Origin of the sequence: Citrobacter sp. FDAARGOS_156, from assembly GCF_001559235.2 — a bacterium.
Taxonomy (GTDB): Bacteria; Pseudomonadota; Gammaproteobacteria; order Enterobacterales; family Enterobacteriaceae; genus Citrobacter; species Citrobacter youngae.
In genome coordinates, this window is sequence record NZ_CP014030.2 from 2,543,003 (window position 1) to 2,566,214 (window position 23,212).

A 23,212-nucleotide genomic window follows, 5' to 3' on the forward strand; every position below is an offset into this window, starting at 1 on the left:
TGAACAGCTCCGCGATAGCGGGGCATACGCTTATTCTTTGTTAAGATCGCTCAGCAGGACGGCAATGCTTTGACCACCATTTGTTTGCTCAAGGGCAATCTTTACAATGATGGTCAGCGGTACTGAAAGCAGCATCCCAACGGGACCGAGCAGCCAGCCCCAAAAAATCAGCGACAGGAATACCACCAGCGTAGAAAGTCCCAGCCCACGTCCCATGATGCGGGGTTCGAGGATATTGCCGAATACCAGGTTAATCACCAGATAACCTGCCAGCACGAGCAACGCGTCGTAAAAACCGCTGAATACCAGTACCTGAGCAATAGGGGGAATCGCTGCCAACACCGAACCGATGTTAGGAATATAATTCAGGGCAAAGGCCAGTAGTCCCCAGACAAACGCGAAGCGGACATCCAGTGCGGCAAGCATGCCCCAGGCGACCAGGCCGGTGACGATGCTGATGGCGGTTTTTAGTACCAGATAGTGTGAGACACTGTCGATAGCGCGTTGGATTGCGGCCATTCCCTCAAGAGGGCGGCTCATCATTTGTTTGAGTTTTCCGGGGAGTTGCGGTACTTCCAGCAGCATAAAAACCACGGTCAGCAACAGTAGAAATATCGAGGACATCGCATTAGAGAGTTGCGTCAATAAATTGGTGACCAGCGTCATCGCAGCGTTCGGATCGACATATTTCACCAACTCGTCTACGGAAACGCCGATCCCCGCACGTTGTAGCCACGGTTCGATATTTTTCAGTGGGATAACCAATGACGAACGATACTGCGGCAGTGTCCGTGCCAGCTCATTTAAGGATGTACCTAAATAAGCCAGAAGCAGCACCATTAGCATGACAATAATAACAACCAGCAATGACACGGCAAAGACACGCGGTATGCGGAGCTTAACCATGCGCTGTACTACGGGATTAAGCACGACGGCGATAAATAACGCCAGAATAAACGGTACGATGATATCGGCGGCAAATCGGATACCGGTTAAAATGATAACCAACATGCCGAGCATAATAACTATTTTTAGGCCGTTAAGCGTGATGATCGGTTTTGCCATGTGAATCCCTGAGTTTTTTATCAATATAATAATGTGATCTGCCTCGAGCCGTTATAACAAAAATCAAACGAGTCGGGTAAAGAAGTGAAAAGATTTTGAGTTCGCATTGAACCTATGATACAAATCATCTGTGTTTAACTACCGAGGACAATTATCATCCGCGATGATGAGAAGCAACACTGCGGATAATTGTAATATTATGGACAATACGTTCAGGATGTTTTTGCGTTTACCTACACTTCTTCGTACCTCCTCCACTTTCTTGCTTGCGGGTGAGCAACACTGGCGCAACGCGCTTTAGTCCCTTCTTCTGCCTGAGCTGGCGTTATGCGCTGAGCTATCTGATTCTATTTTTTGGTTTACTGCATGCAGTAGGCCCAAAGGACTATATTCTCAAGCAGGAGAAGCATCATGTTTTACTGGATATTATTAGGTCTGGCCATTGCGGCTGAAATTACCGGTACGCTGTCAATGAAATGGGCCAGCGTAGGCCATGGTAATGCGGGCTTTATTTTAATGCTGGTAATGATCGCCTTATCGTATATTTTTCTCAGTTTTGCCGTTAAAAAAATCGCCCTTGGTGTGGCCTATGCCTTATGGGAAGGTATCGGAATTTTATTTATTACGCTGTTTAGCGTGTTGTTATTCGACGAAACCTTGACCACGATGAAAGTTGCTGGACTGGTCTCGCTGGTGTTAGGCATTGTGTTGATCAAATCGGGTACCCGCAAGCCGGCAAAAGCGAGGAGGGAGGTGACCCATGCAGCAGTTTGAGTGGGTTCACGGCGCGTGGCTTGGAATGGCCATCGTTCTTGAAATCGTTGCTAACGTCTTCTTAAAATTTTCCGATGGTTTCCGCCGTAAGGCTTATGGCGTGTTGTCGCTGGTGGCGGTGTTAGCGGCCTTTAGTGCGCTGTCCCAGGCGGTAAAAGGGATCGACCTTTCTGTCGCCTACGCGCTGTGGGGAGGATTCGGGATCGCCGCAACGTTGGCCGCAGGATGGGTGCTTTTTGGTCAGCGCCTGAATAACAAAGGCTGGATTGGCGTCGCCTTGCTGCTGGCCGGAATGATAATGATCAAACTTGCCTAATCTACGTGCTGCCCGCAAACGTGGGCAGCATGCGTCATCCCTTCGCCAGTGCTTCGAGTTTATCGCGAAAACCCGTCACAGAAATGGCGCGATTATCTGCCCGCCAGCGATCTTTTGCTGCTGGAGCGGAGCTTTGCACACCAATTAATTGCCAGCCTGAATCTGTCTTTAACATCAATGGGGAGCCGCTGTCGCCAGGGAGCGTATCGCACTGATGCGACAAGACTGTATTTTGCGCCCAGCCAGTTACCACGCAATCCTGATGCGTGTACAGGTCATCCAGGTGATCTTCCGGGTACCCCGATTGAGTCACTTTACGGTCAGCAGCTTTTAGCGCAGCGGTTAACGCGGCTTTATCACCGTCAAATAACGGTAGCGGCGTGATCCCGGAGGGGGGATAACGTAACACTACCAGACCAAAATCCCACGGAGCTGCAGAAGGTGGGACAATCCAGCCGTCACCATCTGCTTTTAAACGCTTGCCGAGAGAGGGATCAACCCGTCCTTCAATGCCGTGGATTTCATAGCGCCAGATACCCTTTTTCGACACAAAACGTAGCGCGACGGCTTTATCCGGCTTGCCTTTTGGTGGGGTGAGTAAGCAGTGCCCGGCGGTCAGGGCCAGGTGAGGTGAAATGAGCGTAGCCGTACACAGGTTACCGCTGGCGGTTTCCAGTTGCCCGATAGCGTCCCACGGTGATTGTGTAGGGTCAGTCACCCTCACACGATCATCATGACCAAAAAACAGCGTTTTTATGTTATCGGCTTCAGCAATGGTCGTTGCAGGCTGCTCCGCATGTGCAACGACAGGAAATAGACAAATTGAACCCAGTAATACCGCAATGGTTTTATGCATATCACACTCTGGTGGGGAATTATGATTATTAACAGCAAACCCTCAGTTAATACTATAGACGGGACGGCGGGAAAGTGGGAGTAAAATCAGATAACTACACTCAGGAAAGATAAAAATGCATGGCGATAAGAGCGCAAATTATCAGGGTAATAAGAATGAACTCAAAGCGGTAATGTGACACCATTTTACCCTCCGAAAGGCGGCGCTAAATCAGACTGATTTAGCGCCGTATGCTATGGCATGGGGGATGCCATGGTTACTACAGATGTTTTATGCAGCCGGCTGAGCAGCTGGTTTAGCGGTTTCGTGTTTTACTGCTTTTTTGGTGTGTTTTTTAGCGGCCTGAGCTTTCTGCTCTGCGGCTGGTTTGGTTGCAGCTGGTTTAGTTGCTGCTTTTTTGGTGTGTTTTTTGGCTGCCTGAGCTTTCTGCTCTGCAGCTGGCTTGGTTGCTGCTTTTTTGGTGTGTTTCTTCGCAGCCTGAGCTTTCTGTTCTACAGCCGGTTTAGCTGCGGATTTTTTAGCGTGCTTTTTGGCAGCCTGCGCTTTCTGCGGAGCTGCTTTGTGCTGTTTTTTATGATGAGTGGTTTTTGCCGGTGCGGCTTTCGTGGTCGCAGCAGCAGTCGGAGCGGTAGTAGCAGTTGTTTCAGCAGCAAATGCAGCGGAAGACAGACCCATAGCAGCGGCAACAACCAGAGCTAATACTTTTTTCATTCTCATACCCTCGATTTGGTTTTTCATTCAACCCCACTGCGGGGCCGTTGAAATAACTATATCGCTGTAATCTCTGGGCTTCCGTGAGTCATTGGTTTCGACGTGTAACCGTTTGTACAATGACTCACGGTTTACGATTACAGATAGCGGGCTTCCAGATGGGCGCGGAAATAGCGGCTGCTCAGCGGCTCTCCGGTTGCCTGGGTAATGAGCTGCTCGGTCGTGAAACGACTGCCATGTTGCCAGATATTCTGGCGCAACCAGTCAAACAAGGCGCTAAAATCTCCTTGCGCAATGGCGTGGTTTAAGCCTGGCAAGGCACGGTTAGCTGCACTGAAAATCTGGGCTGCATACATCGCCCCCAATGTGTACGAAGGGAAGTAGCCAAAACCGCCATCGGTCCAGTGGATATCCTGCATACAGCCGTTACGGTAGTTCCCGATCGTAGAGAGCCCTAACCAGGCCTGCATTTTTTCATTCCACAAGGCAGGAATATCATCGACCTCAATGTCGCCGTTAATCAACGCGCGCTCGATTTCATAACGCAGGATCACGTGAGCAGGATAGCTAACCTCGTCAGCGTCAACGCGGATATAGCCCGGTTTGACCTGCTGGTTCCAGGCGATGAAATTGCTTTCCTCAAAGGCGGGTTGATTGCCAAAATGTCGGGTTACTGCGGGAATTAACCGTTTCAGAAACGCCGGGCTGCGGCCTAATTGCATTTCAAAGAACAGGCTCTGAGATTCATGGATGGCGGTTGATCGTGCCAGGGCAATAGGTTGTCCTGACCAGTTCTGAGGTAGATTTTGCTCATAACGCGCATGACCTGTCTCATGAATGACGCCAAATAACGCGCTGAGCAGTTCGTTTTCATCGTAGCGGGTGGTAATCCGAACATCTTGCGGTACGCCGCCGCAGAACGGATGTGCACTGATGTCCAGGCGTCCCGCGGTAAAATCAAAACCTAACTGAGCCATGGTTTCAAGGCCCAGCTCACGCTGAACTGCAGTCGGGAAGGGACCAGTGGGGGCGATAAGCGATTGTTGTGATTGTTTTGCCACTACCTTATTGAGCAATTCGGGTAGCCAGCTCTTGATGTCGGCAAAGAGAATATCCAGCCGGGCGCTGGTCATCTCTGGTTCAAAGACATCCAGTAATGCGTCGTAGGGCGAACATCCTTTCGCTTCTGCACGCAGTCGGGCTTCTTCGCGGCTGTACTTAACCACCTCTTTCAGGTTTTCAGCAAACCCTTCCCAGTCATTGGCCGGGCGTTGGCTGCGCCAGGCATGTTCGCAACGACTGCCCGCCAGTGATTTCGCTTCTACCAGTGATTCGGGTAGCAAGGACGCTTGATGATGTAGCCGTGACATTTCGCGCAGATTGGCCTGCTCGACATCGTTCAGGTCTTCCTGCTGTGCGGCGGCGATCCACTTTGCCACATTGGCACCGGTTAACAGTTGATGTTCAAGCACGCTCAGTTCAGCCAGCGCTTCACCCCGGGCTTTGCTACCGCCAGGCGGCATCATGGTAAACATGTCCCAACTGGCTATTGCCGAGAGGTGGGAGAAGCGAGAGAGGCGCTGGAACGTACGGGTGAGTTGATGGTAATTATCGCTGTTACTCATTTTTTGTTCTCGTTCTGTTGGACCAGATTTCAGAGTCTAACGCGATTTCGCAAATTAACCCATTCATCATAGGCATGGGAATTTTGGTAGCTTGTCAATGATAATGATACTTTTTATCATGGTTGTGTATTGTTCAGATAACGAGAACATTTCATTTTATCCAAGGAGCTGATGTGCAACAGGAAGTCAGTAACGAATATATCGCAAGGACAAAAGCGGTGGCTGGCTGTTTCTCTATGTTTTTGTTGATGTTCGGCCTCACATTTTCCCCATTATTTTTCCCTGCCAGTCACGACTTGCTCGCCAAAGGATTACTTTTCCCGCTGCTGTTTACACTGGAATTCGTCGTTCTGGTGCCGTTGTATTACGTTTTCTTTAGAAAAAGAGACGGTCTCGGCAAAGGAACATTCAACGCCAGGTGGTTTGCCATATTGTTTGTTGCGCTGCTGATTGTGCAGCTGGTCCTGCCCTGGGTATTGGGGATCAGAAAGACCGAAGAATGGGTGACAAGCCAGGTCTCACTGAACAGCTACGCGCTTTGGTTATCCAGTGTAACGCTGATATTTATTGCACCCGTGTATGAAGAAATCATCTTCAGGGGCTGCCTGTTCAATGCCTTTCAGTACTGGTTCAATAATAAAACAGGATTGTCGTCAGTGGTGGTGTCGGCTATTTTCGCCGTGATGCATACACAGTATGTGGATCTGAGAACGTTATTGATGTTGTTTATTGTGTCCCAGGTTTTGATCCTGGCGAGGCTGAAAAGTAACGGTTTACTGATGCCGATTTTGCTACATATTTTGATGAACGGTACGGTAATTGCTCTGCAGATTAGCGCCCAGACGTTTATGTTATCGTGAGACGTTTATGATGCCCGGTTTTCGGGCATCATTGATTATGCGTGCAGACGGTGGTGCAATCGGGCACCAACCAATAGCGCCAGCACCAGCATCAGTGCGATAAACCCGCCCACGCCGTTCCAGCCATAGCTATGCCAGAAAACACCCCCTAGTGTACCGGCAATGCTTGAGCCCAGGTAATAGCTGAACAGGTACAGTGAAGAGGCCTGGCCTTTAGCGCGTTTGGCTCGCGGCCCGATCCAACTACTTGCCACGGAATGCGCCGCAAAAAAGCCGGCTGAAAAGAGCAACATACCGGCAAAAATCAGCCATAACGAGGTAAACAGAGTCATTATTAATCCGAACAACATCACGCCTGTCGAGAACAACATTACCGGGCCGCGCCCATAACGGGTGGTCATGGAACCGGCTTTTGGTGAGCTCCAGGTGCCGGTAAGATAAGCCACAGACAACAAACCGACGACAGCCTGGCTCAGCGCCCAGGGAGACAGCATCAGACGGTAGCCGATGTAGTTAAACAGTGTGACAAACGACCCCATCAGCAAGAACCCTTCTGCGAACAACAGTGGAAGTCCTCTGTCACGCCAGTGCAAACGGAAGTTGATAAATAACGTTTTAGGCCGTAACGATGTCGGTCTGAAGTGCCGTGATTCCGGTAAGATCTTCCAGAACATTAGCGCGGAGGCGAGGGCAAAGCAGCCAATAGCCGCCAGCGCGATTCGCCAGTTAAAAAAGTCAGTAAACACGCCGCTAATCAAACGACCACTCATACCACCAATCGAGTTTCCGCTGATGTATAAGCCCATTGAAAATGCAACAAAACTTGGGTGAATTTCCTCACTCAAATAGGTCATCCCCACGGCCGCCACGCCGCTCAGTGACAGTCCGATCAGCGCACGCATGATTAAAATACCGTGCCAACTGGTCATCATTGTTGAAAGGAGCGTACAACAAGAGGCGAGCAGCAGCGCGGTCACCATCACCGGCTTGCGGCCTATGGCGTCGGAAAGTGGGCCGGTAAACAGTAACCCTATTGCCAGCATCGCTGTTGAAATGGAGAGCGAAATACTACTGCTGGCAGGAGAGACACCAAACTCGTGCGAAAGCACAGGCAGTATGGGTTGTACGCAATAGAGGAGGGCAAAAGTCGCCAGTCCGGCGGAAAACAGCGCCAGCGTGACGCGCATAAATGGGGATGTTCCGCGTTTGATAAAACCATCCGGCGGGGTAACTATCTGTTCATCAACATCGCTTGTTGGCGCGGTATCGACAGTTGTTGTACGGCTCACTTGAAATCCTTGCTCATCCAATTACGTCTACAGGACCAGCCTTAAGAGTATGAAAATCACAATATTCTGTCTAATATATTAATAATCTCAAATAATATTTTAAAGATATGAATATCGAACTGCGTCATTTACGTTACTTTGTGGCAGTTGCGGAAGAGCTGCATTTTGGTCGTGCAGCGGCACGACTGAATATTTCGCAACCTCCGTTGAGTCAGCAGATCCAGATTCTTGAGCAGCAGGTGGGTGCACGGCTACTGGCGCGGACTAACCGCAGCGTGGCGCTTACCGCTGCCGGAAAACAGTTTCTGGCGGACAGTCGGCAAATCCTGGGTCTGGTAAATGAGGCTGCCGCCCGTGCTGAGCGATTACACCTGGGGGAGTCGGGAGAACTGCGCATCGGTTTTACGTCATCAGCCCCGTTTATTAAGGCCGTGTCCGATACGCTGTCTCTTTTTCGCCAATGCTATCCTGCGGTGCATATGCAAACCCGTGAAATGAATACGCGCGAGCAAATTGCCCCGCTCAACGAGGGAACACTGGATTTAGGGCTCCTGCGCAATACGCAACTACCGGACACGCTGGCGCGGGAGGTCATTTTGCATGAGCCGCTGATGGCGATGATCCCACGCGCACATCCTCTGGCGCAAAAGCCGGTGGTGACGCTGGCGGAGTTGGCAAACGAGCCGTTTGTCTTTTTTGATCCGCATGTTGGAACGGGGTTGTATGACGATATTCTCGGCCTGATGCGCCGTTATGATCTGAAACCAACCATCGCCCAGGAGGTCGGTGAGGCGATGACCATCATTGGACTGGTGGCCGCAGGGTTGGGGGTTTCCATTTTGCCCGCCTCTTTTAAACGGGTGCAATTGTATGAAATGTGTTGGATCCCTATTGCCGAAGACGATGCGGTCTCCGAAATGTGGTTGGTGTGGCCGAAGCATCATGAACAAAGCCACGCTGCGCAGCGTTTTCGCCAGCAGCTTTTAGCCGCAGTGCAGCGCGGTTAATTTAGTTTAAAAATGGTCGAAAATGTGCAGTAAATCACAAGGCTAAGCAAAAAGTTGACGGAAACCATTGAAGTGCTTCACCATAGTCTACAGATTATTTCGGAGCGCGAAAATAAAGGGAGTAAGTGGTGGTTGCTGATAGTCAGCCTGGGCATATCGATCAAATTAAGCAGACCAATGCGGGCGCGGTTTATCGTCTGATTGATCAGCTGGGACCGGTATCGCGTATTGATCTCTCTCGCCTGGCACAATTGGCGCCTGCCAGTATAACCAAAATTGTCCGAGAAATGCTGGAAGCGCATTTGGTGCAGGAGCTGGAAATAAAAGAAGCCGGTAACCGCGGACGTCCGGCGGTTGGGCTGGTTGTCGAAACAGAAGCCTGGCATTACCTTTCTATTCGTATTAGTCGTGGCGAGATTTTCCTGGCGCTGCGCGATCTGAGCAGCAAACTGGTGGTCGAGGATTGTCTTGAAATGGCGCTGGTCAGCGAGACATCGTTACTGGAACGGGTTGTTGCGCAAGTTGATCATTTTTTTATTCGTCACCAGCAAAAACTCGAACGCCTAACTTCCATCGCGATTACCTTACCCGGCATTATTGATACAGAGAACGGTATCGTACATCGTATGCCATTCTATGATGACGTCAAAGAGATGCCGCTCGGCGAAACGCTGGAGCGGCATACCGGCGTGCCGGTATACATTCAGCACGATATCAGCGCATGGACCATGGCCGAGGCGCTGTTTGGTGCATCACGCGGGGCGCGTGATGTTATTCAGGTAGTCATCGATCACAACGTGGGTGCAGGGGTGATCACTGATGGTCATTTACTGCATGCAGGCAGCAGCAGCCTGGTCGAAATAGGTCATACGCAGGTGGACCCTTACGGCAAACGGTGCTACTGCGGTAATCATGGGTGTCTGGAAACGATCGCCAGCGTCGACAGCGTGCTGGAACTGGCGCAGGTGCGACTGAAGCAGTCAATGAGCTCCTCTCTGCACGGACAACCGTTGACGGTAGACGCACTGTGTCAGGCGGCCATGCAGGGCGATTTATTGGCGAAAGATATTATTAACGGCGTTGGGACACATGTCGGTCGTATCCTGGCCATCATGGTGAATTTGTTCAACCCGCAAAAGATATTGATAGGATCTCCACTCAGTAAAGCTGCTGACATTTTGTTCCCGACGATTGCTGACAGCATTCGTCAACAGGCGCTTCCGGCCTACAGCCAGCACATTGTTGTCGAAAGTACGCAATTTTCTAATCAGGGGACGATGGCGGGGGCCGCTCTCGTTAAAGACGCGATGTATAACGGTTCTTTGTTGATTCGTCTATTACAGGGTTAACATTTTTTAACTGTTGTACGAAAAATTGCGCTATCTCAAGCTGGTTCTGGCCGTCATACTTTAGACTTTCTCCACTGTTTTATTTTCCTGACTTATATTTTCAGAGCATACGGTGGAGTTAGTGATGCTGAAGCGTTTCTTTATTACAGGTACAGACACTTCTGTTGGGAAGACCGTGGTTTCCCGCGCATTACTACAAGCGTTGGCGTCAGGGGGTAAACGTGTGGCGGGTTACAAACCCGTCGCCAAAGGCAGCAAAGAGACCCCGGAGGGTATGCGCAATAAAGATGCACTGGTGCTGCAAAGTGTGTCATCCATCGAACTGCCGTACGAGGCGATTAACCCTATCGCGCTGAGCGAAGACGAAAGCAGCGTGGCGCATAGTGGTCCGGTTAACTACACCCTGTTATCCAATGGACTTGCAAGCCTGAGTGAGAAGGTTGATCACGTTGTTGTTGAAGGCACAGGTGGCTGGCGTAGTCTGATGAACGATCTGCGTCCGTTATCGGAGTGGGTAGTACAGGAGCAACTCCCGGTTCTGATGGTGGTGGGCATTCAGGAAGGCTGTATTAACCATGCCATTCTCACCGCACAGGCGATTGCCAGTGACGGGCTGCCGTTGATTGGCTGGGTAGCGAACCGTATTAACCCCGGATTGGCGCATTATGCCGAAATCATCGACGTGCTAAGCAAAAAATTACCGGCACCGTTGATGGGTGAATTGCCTTATTTGCCACGTGCCGAGCAGCGCGAGCTTTCTCAGTATATTCGTCTGTCAATGCTCGGCAGCGTGTTGTCTGTAGATAGAGTCATGGCGTAACGTTCGCGACAGCACTGACGACACGACGCAAGCAATCAACAGGCCGGGGAGCAGTCGATACTCCCCGGTCATTTCACAGACCATCAATGTCGACATAATGGGGGCATGGGTCGTCGCCGCCAGCAGTGTGGCCATTCCTGTTAAGCCCAACAGTACCGCTATTTCATCCGCCCCCGGAAGCCAGAATCCCCATACCCGACCCAGTAACATACCGATCGACAAACCGACGAACAGCGTTGGTGTAAACACGCCGCCGGGGGCTCCTGAACCGCTACTGGCGAGTACGGCCAGCAATTTGCAAATGAAAATTCCGCTGATGACGGCGAGCAAAGGCGGAGAGAGTAAATACGACTGTACCACGCTGTAGCCGTTGCCCCAGACCGCAGGTGTGAGTAGCGACAACAGGCCAACGATCAACCCACCCAGGGCTAACTGGCCTGGTGGTGCGAGTTTTAAGCGCAAAAAGCCGTTGTGGCTGGTGGTCATAAGCCACATAAAAAGAGGTCCGCAGAGACCGGCTAACAGACCCGTGCTGATAATCATCACATATTCCAGCACATGCAGCTCACGTGTCAGATGAACGGTATACAGTAGCGCGTTGCTGTCGCTAAGCGCATTGGTGGTTAACAATGCGACGACGGCGGAGACAACCACCGGCCCTAATGAGGCGAGGATCAACGTGCCAAACAGCACTTCGGCAATAAATAAGCTACCCGCCAACGGAGCGTGATACGCACCGGCCATACCAGCAGCAGCCCCGCAGGCAATCCATAATTTCCATTCCGAACGCGGTGTGAAGCGTTGTGCGAAGCATGAGGCCGCCAATGCGGCCAATAAAATCATTGCTCCTTCACGACCAATGGCGCTACCGCTCGCCACGACTACCAAAGAGGCCAGTGATTTCACCAGACTTGCGCTGACGTCGAACTGCCCGTCAGTCTGCAGGGCTTCCATATAATCTGTGGGGGCCTGTGGGCGTAAACGATTAAATTTTTGCCAGCCCCAGAGCAAGAGTCCTGCGGCCAGACCACCGAGCGCAGGTGTCAGCATGCGTCTGAACGGCGGCAGATTTGTCGCGGCATTGACCAGACTTCCCGTATCGTTACTCAGAAACAGCCATTCAAGCAATTGCATCGCATGACGAAATCCTGCAACGGCCAGGGCTGCAAGGATACCAATCAGCGCGGCGATCAGCAGACGCCGAAACAGAGTGCGTAGGTCAGGATAAGCATGTAAACGATGCATGGGTTGCCAGACAGGAATATTCAGACGGCTTATTTTGCGGGTAATTAGCCGCAGAAGCAAAAGCTCAGCGTGCGAAACTCAGCGGGAAATGGGCAGGAACTGTCCTGCCCGTGGGTGACATTAACGAAACAATGGTTTATCTGCCACCGGAACTAATAACTGCGACTGCCATTGTGCCAGCGTCAGGCGTGCCAGTTTACCCAACCCCTGGTAGAACGGATGGTCCGCCTTCTCGATAAAAATATCGAGAAAGCGAGCCGACCACGGCAGTAGATGCCAGGCCAGCAATTGCTCACATTCGGTGTGGCGGCCATTTTCGGCAAGCCAGGCGGTTAGCAGTAACAGCGAACCAAAGTGATCTTCTGGCTCATTCTGTTGCAGCGCAAACTGAATGCCGTTGTCGCGCATCCATTGACGTAATGCCAGCGTGGAATCACCAAACAACACGTTTTCGCGATCCAGCCAGACCGAACCCCAGGGCGGGGATGGCAAAGCGTAGGGGCCGATAAACAAACGTTGCCAGGCTTGTGGGAGCGTTTCATCGCTATCTGTCTGCATTTGTGCAGCCAGTGGCGACAGCGTAGCTTCCGGCAGCGGCCACTGTGCTTGCCAGCCATCAGCTTTTAACGCACTGACCATCGCAGATGCTTCAGCGCTATCTGGCGCATAGAAGAACAACGCGCCCAGAACGCGCGCTGCGGTTGAAAAGTTGTCACATTGTGAAAAATGGGTCATGCAAACAATCCTGAACAGTGCGGGTTGCCCCGCACCCGAGAGTTAACCTGCAACAGCCATTCCGACTGTCATATGCAAACCATAAAACAAACCACGACCAATGATTTCACCGGCCAGGACTAAAATTAAACCTAACGCCAGCCCAGCGGCATGCGGGTTTTTACGGCGGATAAGCGGGCATATCCAGCACCCAAGACCTGAGGCCAGCAAGACGATGCGCCACACCTGTAAGCGGCCGTAGTCAGGTACCAGCGCATTGGCGAATTGCACCGAACTGTGGATTGTGCCGAGGGAAAGTCCCTGCAGGACAATCACACCTGCACTCACCAGTAACGCCAGCACGCTTATTCCCGCGAACACGTTGGCATTAAAAGGAACACCAGCAGCACGCAACAGCAGGGCGGCAAAGAGTGGCCCGCTCAGAAGCATGGTCATGAAAAAGGCCACCGTAGTGTAACCATTATACCAGGTCGGTACGGTATCTATCTGGTAAACGTTGGTCATCGCCCAGACAAACACCACGCCCAGCAACATGCTTACCAGCAGCCATATTTTACCTAATGCAGCAGGCATTTTACCGAGAAAAGCGACCAGCCACCATAAACCACCGACGGCAAAAAACAGCGAACCGCTGGCGATTTCATTACTTAGCGCTGATTCACCGACTCTGTTCAGTGAGTTAAATGCGCGTAACGGAGACCCCAAATGCATAACCGAGGCCAGGAATGCGATTCCCATTACCAGCCAAAGAAAAAACATACTGCGAACAATGCGCTGCCTTACAACATCGTCTTTGGCGGCAACCCAACCCAGCCCACTGACGATTAGCGCGCCTGCCACGCATTGGCCCAGAACCGTGAACAGTACCAGCGGCCATTCATGCCATCCACTTCCCATTTTAGACCTCCTTCGGATTAGCCAGATAACCCGTGGTATCCCCGGTCGGGCGGCTATTGGCATTTGGTTTGATGACGATGCTCGGTTTGGTAAAGTGCGCGCCAGGGAGCGGCGCAACCGCGGCCAGGGTGCCGTGTTTTTTACGCAGTTCCTCTATCGGGCCGAAGTCCAGCGCACGCAACGGGCAGGATTCGACACAGATGGGTTTCTTACCCTCAGCAACGCGTTCATGACAGCCATCGCACTTGGTCATGTGTCCTTTGGCGGCATTGTATTGCGGCGCGCCATACGGGCAGGCCATGTGGCAATAGCGACAGCCAATGCACACGTCTTCATCCACGACCACAAAACCATCTTCACGTTTGTGCATCGCGCCGCTTGGACACACCTTGGTACAGGCCGGGTCTTCACAGTGGTTGCACGCAATGGAGAGGTAGTAGGCGAAAACGTTCTGGTGCCAGACACCGTTATCTTCCTGCCAGTCACCGCCGGCGTATTCGTAAATACGGCGGAAACTGACGTCAGGCGTTAAATTTTTGAAGTCTTTGCAGGCCAGTTCGCAAGTTTTGCAACCGGTGCAACGGGCGGAGTCGATAAAAAATCCGTATTGAGTCGTCATGGGTTACACCTTACGCCTTTTCAACCTGAACGAGATTACTGTGGGATGGATTCCCCTTCGCTAACGGAGAAGGACGATGTGACGTGAGAATGTTAATAGAACCACCGTGATCGATCTGGTCACCAAACATATCAGCATTGAGCCATGCGCCTTGGCCGATGGCTGTCACGCCGGGCAAAATACGCGGTGTAACTTTCGCGGCGATCAGCATCTGACCATTGCTGTTAAACACCCGTACCGTATCGCCGTGATGAATACCACGTGAACGAGCATCGACGGGGTTGATCCAGATTTCCTGCGGGCATGCCTGTTGTAAAACATCAATGTTGCCGTAGCTTGAGTGAGTTCGCGCCTTATAGTGGAATCCGGTGAGCTGTAGCGGATACGTTTTGCGTTTGGGGTCGTCCCAGCCGTCAAAGCCTGGCGCATAAGCCGGTAGCGGATGCACAATCTCGTCTTGCTTGAGTTCCCATGTCTCGGCAATGGTGGCCAGCCTTTCAGAGTAAATCTCAATTTTCCCTGATGGCGTTTTCAATGGGTTTGCCGCAGGATCTTCGCGGAATGAACGGAAGGCGACATAGTGTTCTTCCGGGCATTTTTTCTTGAAAATACCGGTTGTTTTCATCTCTTCGTAATCCGGCATTTCCGGGTTACGTTCTTTGGTTTTGGCATGCAGATATTTCACCCACTCGTGCTGGGTGCGGCCTTCCGTGAATTTTTGATAGACGTCCGGGCCCAGGCGTTTCGCGACTTCACTTAACATCCAGTAGATGGGTTTTCGTTCAAATTTAGGTGAGGTAGCGGGCTGTCCGAGGATCACATAGCCCATATTCCCGGCGGACTCATGTGAGATGAGGTCTTCCTGTTCAGTAGGCATCAGATCCGGCAGCAGGATGTCGCAGTACTTCGCCGACGCGGTCATAAAGTGCTCAATGCCGACAATCATTTCGCACTTACTGTCATCCTGTAAAACGTCATGAGTATGAGCAATATTGCCATGCTGGTTGATGAGCGTATTGCTGGCATAGCACCAGATAAACTTAATAGGCACATCCAGTTTATCTTTGCCGCGTACACCGTCGTGGGTGGCTGTCATTTCTGCGCCATGATCGATAGCATCCGTCCAGGTGAACACCGATATCTGTGTTTTGACCGGATTCTCTAACATGGAGAACCATTCAACGCCCAGATCCCAGGTCCCTTCACGCATACCGGAGTTACCGCCGTTAATTCCCACGTTTCATGTTAAAACAGAGAGCATGGTGATTGCTCGGGCTGTCTGTTCACCGTTGGAATGGCGTTGTGGTCCCCAGCCCTGGCAGATGTAAGCCGGTTTTGCCGAACCGATTTCACGCGCTAACTGGATGATTTTGTCTGCTGGGATGCTGGTAATCTGAGATGCCCATTGCGGTGTTTTGGCAATTCCGTCCGGGCCGTCACCTAATATATAGGCCTTGTAGTGCGCATTACGCGGTGCGCTGGCGGGGAGAGTGGTTTCATCGTAGCCGACGCAGTATTTATCAAGGAAAGGTTTATCAATCAGATCTTCTGTGATCAGCACCCAGCCGATTGCGGCGGCCAGTGCAGCATCCGTCCCTGGGCGAATAGGCAGCCATTCATCTTCACGACCTGCGGCGGTGTCATTGTAGCGTGGATCGATAACGATCATTCTGGCATTTGACCGCTCACGTGCCTGCTCGACATACCAGGTTACGCCACCGCCGCTCATACGCGTTTCGGCTGGGTTATTACCAAACATCACAACCAGCTTTGTGTTGGCGATATCGTCGGGGCTGTTACCGTCGTTAGCACCGAACATATATCCCATGGCGGCGCTGATTTGTGCGGTGCTGTAACTCCCGTAACGGCTTAAATAGCCGCCACAGGAATTCATCAATCGGTAGGGGACGTTGGAGTTCGTGATATTACCGCCATCCACACCGGTACCGTAAAGAACGTGAACGGCTTCATTACCGTAATCATGCAAAATACGCTTCAGATTTCCGGCAACGGTATCCAGTGCTTCATCCCAACTGATACGCTCAAATTTGCCTTCACCGCGTTTACCAACGCGTTTCATCGGGTATTTGAGGCGGTCAGGGTGGTTCATACGACGGCGAATCGAACGACCGCGCAAGCAGGCGCGAACCTGGTGATTACCGTAGATATCATCGCCGGTCGTATCAGATTCAACCCAGTAGACTGCATCATCTTTCACATGCAGACGTAAAAGGCAACGGCTGCCGCAGTTAACCGTACAGGAACTCCAGACAGCTTTATCTTCAACAGGTTGCACTGATTGCTGTACGGCAGCAGCAGCGGCACGAATACCAAAGGGTAGTGACAGGCCTCCGGCAGCAAGTGCCAGTGAACCTATAGCCGAGGATTTCACTAACGTCCTGCGGCTAATACCTCCATATTGCTCATCTTCAGACATAACCCACTCCATTGTAATTATCGTTATATACATTGTTTTATAACGAAATAACTAGCTTGCTAACAATGAAGTAGAGTCTACCTATTTATAGGTAAATCTTATTAATGCATATCAAACAGGAGTGACCCTCCGCGAACGGAGGGTAAAAATTTATTGCGGTTCAGCCACGTGACCGTCCTGAGAAGGGCTACTGTTTGCGGGTGCGTTACCGCTGTTAGTTCGGGTATAGAGGATCTTGTGCGTATCATTGGCACAATGACCGACCACCAGTGAATCAGGCTGATCGGCCTGGTCATTAGGAACAATATTCAACGTGAAACTGGATTCCGCGACACCATTATTAATAATGCGCTGCTCGATATCACTCTTCACGCGCTCACATGACGCGGGTGCCGCCAGGATCTGCGGGGAAGCGACCAGTAATAAGCTCGCGGCAATTCCTGCTATGTATTTCATCATCAACTCCTTTCGTGATCGACATAAACTAAGATTAGCATTTCTGGTGTAAATAACTGTATTTGCTAATATGATTGAGAATTATCTTCTTATCCCGGTGAAAAATGTGAAGAAACAGACCCTGTTAGGTTTCCTGTGTATCGTGTTGGTTGGGTGTGATAACGCCAAAGGGCTGGTGTCCTTTACGCCGGAAATGGCCAGCTTCTCCAATGAATTTGATTTTGATCCGCTGCGCGGCCCGGTGAAAGATTTTAGTCAGACACTGCTCAACGACAAAGGCGAAGTGACTAAGCGCGTCACAGGTACGCTCTCGCAGGAAGGCTGTTTTGATACGCTGGAATTGCATGATGTCGAAAATAATACGGGTATGGCGTTAGTGCTGGATGCGAACTTCTATCGGGATGCCGAAACGATGGAAAAACGGATCCGTTTACAGGGGAAATGCCAACTGGCGGAACTGCCTTCTGCGGGCGTAGTGTGGGATACCGACGATAACGGTTTTGTTGTGTCCGCCACGGGAAAAGAAATGAAGGTGCAGTACCGGTATGATGCGGAAGGCTACCCGCTCGGCAAAACCACCGTCAGTAAGGACAATACGCTGCAGGTTGAGGCTAAACCGTCAGCCGATCCATTGAAAAAACTGGATTACACGGCAGTAAGCATGCTGAACGATCATCCTTTAGGTAACGTCAAACAAACCTGTGAGTATGATTCGTATGCTAATCCGGTCAACTGCCAGCTGGTTATCGTTGACGAAAGCGTAAAGCCGGCAGTTGAGCATCATTACTCGATTGAAAACACCATTGATTACTACTAACCGTTTTTACTGAGCGGTAGGTTGTAACAGGCTGGAACCCGGTATTTTGTGATCGGCAAGATATTGCTGTTGGAAGATACACATGCGAATGGTGTTACGATATTGGCCGTTAATAAAGAACTCATGAATCAATTCACCTTCGACCATAAAGCCAAGTTTGCGGTAGATGTGAATGGCTTTTTCGTTCTCTTTATCAACGATCAGATACAGCTTATATAAATTAAGCACGGTAAAACCGTAATCCATCGCCAGCTTTGCCGCGCGCGTTGCCAGACCTTTGCCCTGGTAATCCGGGGAAATGATGATCTGAAATTCAGCCCGGCGGTGCACATGGTTTATTTCAACCAGCTCCACCAGCCCGGCTTTCTCACCGTCACACTCGACCACAAAACGGCGTTCACTTTGGTCGTGAATGTGTTTGTCATACAGGTCTGACAGCTCAACAAACGCTTCGTAAGGTTCTTCAAACCAGTAGCGCATGACGCTGGCGTTGTTATCAAGCTGATGGACGAAACGTAAATCTTCACGCTCCAGCGGGCGCAGCTTTACACTGAGGGCGCTTGCCATATCGTATCCTTTCAATATCTTCTAGTGAGCACAATGATTATGGGGCAACGGTGCGGCCAGTGCGGCGATCGAGACAACGCAGGGTGTTAGGCTCCCAATACGCATTCAGGTTCGCGCTTTGTTCGCATTTATCACGGCTATCAAAAGCAGCGTCGGCTTTGTCCCACTCTTTCTCTGTACGCTTGTTGACTTTCTGACGCAACTGACGCGTATCGTTCCACTGTTCCTTTTCCATTGCAGCCTGTTGACGACTTTGCGCACTGTCCCCGGACTCTATGACCAGTTTACTGGTTTCAGCAAATACGGAAGAGGTGTACACGGCCGCCGCCAGCGTCAGCATGGCCGTCAGACACAGGCGTTTGGTCAGTGTAATTTTCATGGCGAATTCCTTTAATGAGAAAGGGAAAAAAACGATAAAACAGGGTTAAATTCTACACTATTCCTGCGCCAGGGCATACCCACTGGGCGCATATGGATACGTTGGACATATTCTGTCGTATCATGGTTAAACCGAAGGTAACTGAATTACTTCAATGCTTAAGACAACATTACTTTTCTTCGTCACCGCGTTATGCGAAATCATTGGCTGCTTTTTACCCTGGCTCTGGCTTAAGCGTGGGGCGACGGCCTGGTTGCTGGTTCCCGCTGGGGTGTCATTAGCGCTGTTCGTCTGGTTGCTGACGCTACATCCGGCGGCGAGCGGGCGGGTATATGCCGCGTATGGTGGTGTCTACGTGGTGACTGCACTGCTCTGGTTACGCATTGTCGATGGCGTAAAACTGAGCCTGTACGACTGGTCCGGCGCGTTAGTAGCACTGTGCGGGATGTTGATCATCGTTGCCGGATGGGGGCGCGCATAGCGCCTTTTTTTGTGATCAGTGAGCGTTTTTTTGATCTTCATACTTGTATGGTAGTAGTTCAGTTGGGTAAATTTCCTGCATCACAAGAAGAGATGTAAGGATTAAAAAATGAAGATTGTCGGGGCTGAAGTTTTTGTTACCTGTCCAGGACGTAATTTTGTCACGCTGAAAATCACGACAGACGATGGGATCACTGGATTAGGGGATGCCACGCTTAACGGGCGTGAATTATCCGTGGCGTCCTACCTGAAAGATCATGTGTGTCCACAGCTAATTGGACGTGATGCGCATCGAATTGAGGATATCTGGCAGTTTTTCTACAAGGGGGCTTACTGGCGCCGCGGCCCGGTAACGATGTCGGCGATTTCTGCGGTGGATATGGCCCTGTGGGATATCAAAGCGAAGGCGGCGAATATGCCGTTGTACCAGTTGCTGGGGGGCGCATCACGCGAAGGCGTCATGGTGTACTGTCACACAACGGGTCATTCCATTGATGATGTGCTGGAGAATTACGCGCGTCATAAAGAGATGGGGTTTAAAGCGATCCGTGTGCAGTGTGGTGTACCGGGAATGAAGACCACCTACGGAATGTCTAAAGGTAAAGGCCTGGCCTACGAACCTGCGACCAAAGGCCAGTGGCCGGAAGAGCAGCTGTGGTCGACGGAGAAATATCTCGATTTCACACCGAAATTGTTTGAAGCCGTCCGCAACAAATTTGGTTTTGATGAACATCTTCTGCATGACATGCATCACCGTCTGACGCCAATTGAAGCGGCTCGTTTTGGTAAGAGCATTGAACAATACCGTTTGTTCTGGATGGAAGACCCAACCCCCGCTGAAAACCAAGAGTGCTTCCGCCTGATTCGCCAGCATACGGTCACGCCGATTGCGGTAGGGGAAGTGTTCAACAGTATCTGGGACTGCAAGCAGCTTATTGAAGAACAGCTGATCGACTATATTCGCACCACTATTACCCACGCAGGCGGTATCACCGGTATGCGTCGTATTGCTGATTTTGCCTCACTTTATCAGGTACGCACGGGTTCTCATGGACCTTCCGATTTGTCGCCAGTCTGCATGGCCGCTGCGCTGCATTTCGATCTGTGGGTACCCAATTTCGGGGTGCAGGAATATATGGGGTACTCAGAACAGATGTTGGAAGTGTTCCCGCATAACTGGACCTTTGATAACGGCTACATGCATCCAGGTGACAAACCAGGGCTCGGTATTGAGTTTGACGAAAAACTTGCAGCGAAATATCCGTACGATCCCGCATATCTGCCGGTCGCCCGTCTTGAAGATGGCACGCTATGGAACTGGTAAGGAGTGATTTGTTATGAATAGTATTGTGATTGAAAAACCGAATACGCTTGTTATCGCACAGCGACCAGTACCAGAACCCTCAGCAGGAGAGGTCCGGGTAAAAGTAAAACTGGCGGGGATTTGCGGTTCAGACAGCCATATTTATCGTGGACATAATCCATTTGCGAAATATCCGCGAGTTATTGGCCATGAATTCTTTGGTGTAATTGATGCTGTAGGTGAAGGGGTTGAACGTTCGCGAATAGGTGAACGTGTGTCCGTTGATCCGGTTATCAGTTGTGGACATTGTTATCCCTGTTCGATTGGTAAACCTAACGTTTGCACATCGCTGGTGGTGCTGGGCGTGCATCGGGATGGCGGTTTCAGCGAGTACGCTGTCGTGCCGGCGAAAAATGCCTGGACGATCCCCGATACCGTGCCCGATGAGCATGCCGTTATGGTCGAACCTTTTACCATCGCCGCAAACGTGACCGGACAAGTTAAACCAACAGAGAACGATATCGCACTGATTTACGGGGCAGGCCCGATGGGGCTCACGACTGTTCAGGCACTTAAACATGTCTATAAAGTAAAAACGGTAGTGATTGCAGACAGAATTGACGAACGTTTGACGATGGCAAAACAGTGCGGTGCTGACTGGACAGTCAATAATGGGCAGCAATCATTGCAGGATTTTCTTGCTGAGAAGACACTGAAACCTACGATTATCGTGGATGCGGCTTGTCATCCATCCATTTTACAGGAGGCTATCACGCTGGCATCACCGGCTGCGCGTATAGTTTTAATGGGATTCTCCAGCGAGCCTTGCCAGATTGTGCAGCAAGGTATTACAGGGAAAGAGCTTTCAATCTATTCTTCAAGATTAAATGCAAATAAATTCCCGGTTGTTATTGATTGGTTGGTCAAAGGACTTATCGACCCCAATAAACTTATTACCCATACTTTTGACTATCACCACGTTACCGACGCAATTGAATTGTTTGAGAAAGATCAGCAGCATTGCTGCAAAGTTTTACTCACATTCACTGAATAATATTAATAACTGCGAGCAAGTGGTACGCATCTTACCTCTTAGAGATAGCCAATATGAATCAAGAAAAACACGAAAGGTCAACGAAAGATCTGGTGAGAGCAGCCGTTTCAGGGTGGTTAGGGACAGCTCTCGAATTTATGGATTTCCAATTATATTCATTGGGTGCCGCGCTGGTATTTCATGAAATATTTTTCCCGGAGCAATCTGCCGCGATGGCACTCATTCTGGCAATGGGTACCTACGGTGCGGGATATATTGCTCGTATCGTTGGAGCATTTATATTTGGCAAAATGGGCGACAGCATTGGACGTAAAAAGGTGCTGTTTATTACCATTACCATGATGGGGATCTGTACAACATTAATAGGCGTACTGCCAACGTATGCACAAATCGGTATCTTTGCGCCCGTATTACTGGTGACGCTGCGTATTGTGCAGGGTCTCGGTGCAGGGGCCGAAATCTCTGGGGCTGGTACAATGCTCGCTGAGTACGCACCAAAAGGAAAACGCGGTATCATTTCCTCTCTTGTTGCAATGGGAACTAACTGCGGCACATTAAGTGCTACTGCAATCTGGGCCGTGATGTTCTTTGCCCTTGATCGTGAGGAATTGTTAGCCTGGGGTTGGCGAATTCCGTTTCTGGCGAGTGTAGTGGTTATGGTTTTTGCCATCTGGTTGCGAATGAACCTCAAAGAAAGTCCAGTATTTGAGAAAGTTAATAATGAGGAAAACGCACCTGCATTGAATAACCCGTCAGAAAATACGCTGGGTGCAATGTTTACCAGTAAATCTTTCTGGTTGGCAACCGGCTTACGTTTTGGACAGGCGGGTAACTCAGGTTTAATTCAGACTTTCCTTGCCGGATATTTGGTGCAAACATTGTTGTTTGATAAATCAATACCGACAGATGCCTTAATGATTAGTTCTGTGCTTGGATTTATTACAATACCCTTACTAGGGTGGTTGTCAGATAAATTTGGTCGCCGTTTACCATATATAATTCTGAATATATCTGCAATTATTCTTGCTTATCCAATGTTATCGATTGTTGTAGATAAAACGTATAGCCCCGGCGTCATTATGACAGCGCTGATTGTTATTCATAATTTTGCGGTGCTGGGATTGTTCGCACTCGAAAATATCACCATGGCTGAAATGTTCGGTGCGCGTAATCGCTTCACCCGAATGGCAATTTCAAAAGAGGCCGGTGGATTGGTGGCCGTTGGTTTTGGTCCTGTTCTGGCCGGTATTTTCTGCAACATGACAAATTCCTGGTGGCCGATTCTGGTGATGGTTATGGCTTACTCGCTGATTGGTTTGGTTTCAGCACTGCTAATGCCTGAAGTGAAAGACCGTGATTTGAGTGTCCTGGAAGATGCTGCGGAAGTGAGCAAAACCGAGACGGTTCGTGCTGGAGCCACTCAGGCTGGCTAGTACGGACAGGGTATGGTCAGGTCTGAACTGATGGCCTGATCATGCTATTACACAGCTTTAAATGATGTCATACCAATCATAGAAAGTTTAATGCAAATCAAAACATACAACCATACAG

At 50.4% G+C, this 23,212-nt stretch carries 24 protein-coding genes and 1 pseudogene; 12 read left to right on the plus strand and 13 right to left on the minus strand.

The genetic code is table 11. The features are described 5' to 3' along the window. Positions 1–30: 30 nt before the first annotated feature. A complete protein-coding gene (locus AL515_RS12395; protein WP_048211724.1) occupies positions 31–1,065 on the minus strand; it encodes an AI-2E family transporter in 1,035 nt (344 codons plus the stop codon). A gap of 130 nt (positions 1,066–1,195) precedes the next feature. Here AL515_RS12395 and AL515_RS24105 point away from each other — a divergent pair, with 130 nt between their 5' ends. The 3 genes from AL515_RS24105 (at position 1,196) to mdtI (ending at position 2,155) form a co-directional block, all read left to right on the plus strand. Beyond that, positions 1,196–1,366, plus strand: a complete 171-nt coding sequence (locus AL515_RS24105) for a protein YdgV (protein ID WP_086523670.1) — start codon at positions 1,196–1,198, stop codon at positions 1,364–1,366. 107 nt (positions 1,367–1,473) lie between these two features. After that, positions 1,474–1,839 (plus strand): multidrug/spermidine efflux SMR transporter subunit MdtJ, encoded by a 366-nt coding sequence (mdtJ, locus tag AL515_RS12405; protein ID WP_161958620.1) that lies wholly within the window; start codon positions 1,474–1,476, stop codon positions 1,837–1,839. Continuing rightward, positions 1,826–2,155, plus strand: coding sequence for a multidrug/spermidine efflux SMR transporter subunit MdtI (mdtI, locus tag AL515_RS12410; protein WP_040233868.1), 330 nt, complete (start codon positions 1,826–1,828; stop codon positions 2,153–2,155). The genes mdtJ and mdtI overlap by 14 nt, the downstream gene beginning before the upstream one ends. A gap of 34 nt (positions 2,156–2,189) precedes the next feature. Here mdtI and AL515_RS12415 read toward each other — a convergent pair whose 3' ends face one another. The 3 genes from AL515_RS12415 to AL515_RS12425 form a co-directional block, all read right to left on the minus strand. After that, a complete protein-coding gene (locus AL515_RS12415) occupies positions 2,190–3,011 on the minus strand; it encodes a trypsin-like serine peptidase (RefSeq protein ID WP_048211723.1) in 822 nt (273 codons plus the stop codon). A gap of 270 nt (positions 3,012–3,281) precedes the next feature. Then, on the minus strand, positions 3,282–3,722 hold the full coding sequence (asr, locus tag AL515_RS12420; protein ID WP_048211722.1) for an acid resistance repetitive basic protein Asr: 441 nt from the start codon (positions 3,720–3,722) through the stop codon (positions 3,282–3,284). 137 nt (positions 3,723–3,859) lie between these two features. Further along, a complete protein-coding gene (locus AL515_RS12425; RefSeq protein WP_061067868.1) occupies positions 3,860–5,347 on the minus strand; it encodes a carboxypeptidase M32 in 1,488 nt (495 codons plus the stop codon). Between the two features lie 173 nt (positions 5,348–5,520). Here AL515_RS12425 and AL515_RS12430 point away from each other — a divergent pair, with 173 nt between their 5' ends. Then, positions 5,521–6,207, plus strand: coding sequence for a CPBP family intramembrane glutamic endopeptidase (locus tag AL515_RS12430; protein WP_061067869.1), 687 nt, complete (start codon positions 5,521–5,523; stop codon positions 6,205–6,207). A 35-nt stretch (positions 6,208–6,242) separates the two neighbouring features. Here AL515_RS12430 and AL515_RS12435 read toward each other — a convergent pair whose 3' ends face one another. Further along, positions 6,243–7,496 (minus strand): MFS transporter, encoded by a 1,254-nt coding sequence (locus tag AL515_RS12435; protein ID WP_048211719.1) that lies wholly within the window; start codon positions 7,494–7,496, stop codon positions 6,243–6,245. 107 nt (positions 7,497–7,603) lie between these two features. Here AL515_RS12435 and AL515_RS12440 point away from each other — a divergent pair, with 107 nt between their 5' ends. The 3 genes from AL515_RS12440 to bioD all read left to right on the plus strand — a co-directional run bounded on the left by AL515_RS12440 (position 7,604) and on the right by bioD (position 10,672). Further along, entirely contained in the window at positions 7,604–8,503 is a 900-nt protein-coding gene (locus tag AL515_RS12440) for a LysR family transcriptional regulator (RefSeq protein ID WP_048211718.1), read from the plus strand. 128 nt (positions 8,504–8,631) lie between these two features. Continuing rightward, a complete protein-coding gene (gene mlc, locus AL515_RS12445) occupies positions 8,632–9,852 on the plus strand; it encodes a sugar metabolism global transcriptional regulator Mlc (protein ID WP_061067870.1) in 1,221 nt (406 codons plus the stop codon). A gap of 124 nt (positions 9,853–9,976) precedes the next feature. Further along, on the plus strand, positions 9,977–10,672 hold the full coding sequence (gene bioD / locus AL515_RS12450) for a dethiobiotin synthase (RefSeq protein ID WP_005121161.1): 696 nt from the start codon (positions 9,977–9,979) through the stop codon (positions 10,670–10,672). Here bioD and clcB read toward each other — a convergent pair. The 6 genes and pseudogenes from clcB to AL515_RS12480 form a co-directional block, all read right to left on the minus strand. Next, positions 10,628–11,917 carry a voltage-gated ClC-type chloride channel ClcB gene (clcB, locus tag AL515_RS12455; RefSeq protein ID WP_061067871.1) on the minus strand — a complete coding sequence of 430 codons (1,290 nt, stop codon included), beginning with the start codon at positions 11,915–11,917 and terminating at the stop codon, positions 10,628–10,630. The two genes, bioD and clcB, sit on opposite strands and share 45 nt — an antisense overlap. Positions 11,918–12,037: 120 nt before the next feature. Further along, positions 12,038–12,652, minus strand: a complete 615-nt coding sequence (gene dmsD, locus AL515_RS12460) for a Tat proofreading chaperone DmsD (protein WP_048211716.1) — start codon at positions 12,650–12,652, stop codon at positions 12,038–12,040. Positions 12,653–12,694: 42 nt separating this feature from the next. Continuing rightward, positions 12,695–13,549, minus strand: coding sequence for a dimethyl sulfoxide reductase anchor subunit family protein (locus tag AL515_RS12465; RefSeq protein ID WP_061067872.1), 855 nt, complete (start codon positions 13,547–13,549; stop codon positions 12,695–12,697). Position 13,550: 1 nt separating this feature from the next. Further along, positions 13,551–14,168: a DMSO/selenate family reductase complex B subunit gene (locus AL515_RS12470; protein WP_048211714.1), complete on the minus strand. Its 618-nt coding sequence runs from the start codon at positions 14,166–14,168 to the stop codon at positions 13,551–13,553. A 10-nt stretch (positions 14,169–14,178) separates the two neighbouring features. Beyond that, positions 14,179–16,617, minus strand: a pseudogene (ynfF, locus tag AL515_RS12475) (selenate/tellurate reductase subunit YnfF). Between the two features lie 138 nt (positions 16,618–16,755). After that, entirely contained in the window at positions 16,756–17,064 is a 309-nt protein-coding gene (locus AL515_RS12480) for a DUF1161 domain-containing protein (RefSeq protein WP_086523673.1), read from the minus strand. A 103-nt stretch (positions 17,065–17,167) separates the two neighbouring features. Here AL515_RS12480 and AL515_RS12485 point away from each other — a divergent pair, with 103 nt between their 5' ends. Next, positions 17,168–17,878 carry a YnfC family lipoprotein gene (locus tag AL515_RS12485; RefSeq protein WP_082193773.1) on the plus strand — a complete coding sequence of 237 codons (711 nt, stop codon included), beginning with the start codon at positions 17,168–17,170 and terminating at the stop codon, positions 17,876–17,878. Positions 17,879–17,884: 6 nt separating this feature from the next. Here AL515_RS12485 and speG read toward each other — a convergent pair whose 3' ends face one another. Both speG and AL515_RS12495 read right to left on the minus strand, forming a co-directional pair. Next, positions 17,885–18,445, minus strand: a complete 561-nt coding sequence (gene speG, locus AL515_RS12490) for a spermidine N1-acetyltransferase (RefSeq protein WP_048211711.1) — start codon at positions 18,443–18,445, stop codon at positions 17,885–17,887. Positions 18,446–18,482: 37 nt separating this feature from the next. Next, positions 18,483–18,824, minus strand: coding sequence for a DUF1283 family protein (locus AL515_RS12495; RefSeq protein ID WP_048211710.1), 342 nt, complete (start codon positions 18,822–18,824; stop codon positions 18,483–18,485). Positions 18,825–18,978: 154 nt separating this feature from the next. Here AL515_RS12495 and AL515_RS12500 point away from each other — a divergent pair, with 154 nt between their 5' ends. From AL515_RS12500 to AL515_RS12515, 4 genes are all read left to right on the plus strand, one after another. Then, positions 18,979–19,305 carry a YnfA family protein gene (locus tag AL515_RS12500; protein ID WP_005121149.1) on the plus strand — a complete coding sequence of 109 codons (327 nt, stop codon included), beginning with the start codon at positions 18,979–18,981 and terminating at the stop codon, positions 19,303–19,305. 108 nt (positions 19,306–19,413) lie between these two features. Beyond that, entirely contained in the window at positions 19,414–20,628 is a 1,215-nt protein-coding gene (rspA, locus tag AL515_RS12505) for a starvation-sensing protein RspA (protein WP_061067873.1), read from the plus strand. Between the two features lie 13 nt (positions 20,629–20,641). Further along, positions 20,642–21,661, plus strand: coding sequence for a Zn-dependent oxidoreductase (locus AL515_RS12510; protein WP_061067874.1), 1,020 nt, complete (start codon positions 20,642–20,644; stop codon positions 21,659–21,661). A gap of 53 nt (positions 21,662–21,714) precedes the next feature. Then, positions 21,715–23,094: an MFS transporter gene (locus tag AL515_RS12515; protein WP_040231128.1), complete on the plus strand. Its 1,380-nt coding sequence runs from the start codon at positions 21,715–21,717 to the stop codon at positions 23,092–23,094. The last annotated feature ends 118 nt before the right edge of the window (positions 23,095–23,212 follow it).

What these genes read in the sequence shown, in the direction of transcription:
- AL515_RS12395 (WP_048211724.1), bottom strand. Translation starts at nt 1,065, where the DNA reads ATGGCAAAACCGATCATCACGCTTAACGGCCTAAAAATAGTTATTATG.
- mdtI (WP_040233868.1), top strand. Translation starts at nt 1,826, where the DNA reads ATGCAGCAGTTTGAGTGGGTTCACGGCGCGTGGCTTGGAATGGCCATC.
- AL515_RS12415 (WP_048211723.1), bottom strand. Translation starts at nt 3,011, where the DNA reads ATGCATAAAACCATTGCGGTATTACTGGGTTCAATTTGTCTATTTCCT.
- asr (WP_048211722.1), bottom strand. Translation starts at nt 3,722, where the DNA reads ATGAAAAAAGTATTAGCTCTGGTTGTTGCCGCTGCTATGGGTCTGTCT.
- AL515_RS12425 (WP_061067868.1), bottom strand. Translation starts at nt 5,347, where the DNA reads ATGAGTAACAGCGATAATTACCATCAACTCACCCGTACGTTCCAGCGC.
- AL515_RS12440 (WP_048211718.1), top strand. Translation starts at nt 7,604, where the DNA reads ATGAATATCGAACTGCGTCATTTACGTTACTTTGTGGCAGTTGCGGAA.
- bioD (WP_005121161.1), top strand. Translation starts at nt 9,977, where the DNA reads ATGCTGAAGCGTTTCTTTATTACAGGTACAGACACTTCTGTTGGGAAG.
- clcB (WP_061067871.1), bottom strand. Translation starts at nt 11,917, where the DNA reads ATGCATCGTTTACATGCTTATCCTGACCTACGCACTCTGTTTCGGCGT.
- dmsD (WP_048211716.1), bottom strand. Translation starts at nt 12,652, where the DNA reads ATGACCCATTTTTCACAATGTGACAACTTTTCAACCGCAGCGCGCGTT.
- AL515_RS12465 (WP_061067872.1), bottom strand. Translation starts at nt 13,549, where the DNA reads ATGGGAAGTGGATGGCATGAATGGCCGCTGGTACTGTTCACGGTTCTG.
- AL515_RS12470 (WP_048211714.1), bottom strand. Translation starts at nt 14,168, where the DNA reads ATGACGACTCAATACGGATTTTTTATCGACTCCGCCCGTTGCACCGGT.
- AL515_RS12480 (WP_086523673.1), bottom strand. Translation starts at nt 17,064, where the DNA reads ATGATGAAATACATAGCAGGAATTGCCGCGAGCTTATTACTGGTCGCT.
- speG (WP_048211711.1), bottom strand. Translation starts at nt 18,445, where the DNA reads ATGGCAAGCGCCCTCAGTGTAAAGCTGCGCCCGCTGGAGCGTGAAGAT.
- AL515_RS12495 (WP_048211710.1), bottom strand. Translation starts at nt 18,824, where the DNA reads ATGAAAATTACACTGACCAAACGCCTGTGTCTGACGGCCATGCTGACG.
- AL515_RS12500 (WP_005121149.1), top strand. Translation starts at nt 18,979, where the DNA reads ATGCTTAAGACAACATTACTTTTCTTCGTCACCGCGTTATGCGAAATC.
- rspA (WP_061067873.1), top strand. Translation starts at nt 19,414, where the DNA reads ATGAAGATTGTCGGGGCTGAAGTTTTTGTTACCTGTCCAGGACGTAAT.
- AL515_RS12510 (WP_061067874.1), top strand. Translation starts at nt 20,642, where the DNA reads ATGAATAGTATTGTGATTGAAAAACCGAATACGCTTGTTATCGCACAG.
- AL515_RS12515 (WP_040231128.1), top strand. Translation starts at nt 21,715, where the DNA reads ATGAATCAAGAAAAACACGAAAGGTCAACGAAAGATCTGGTGAGAGCA.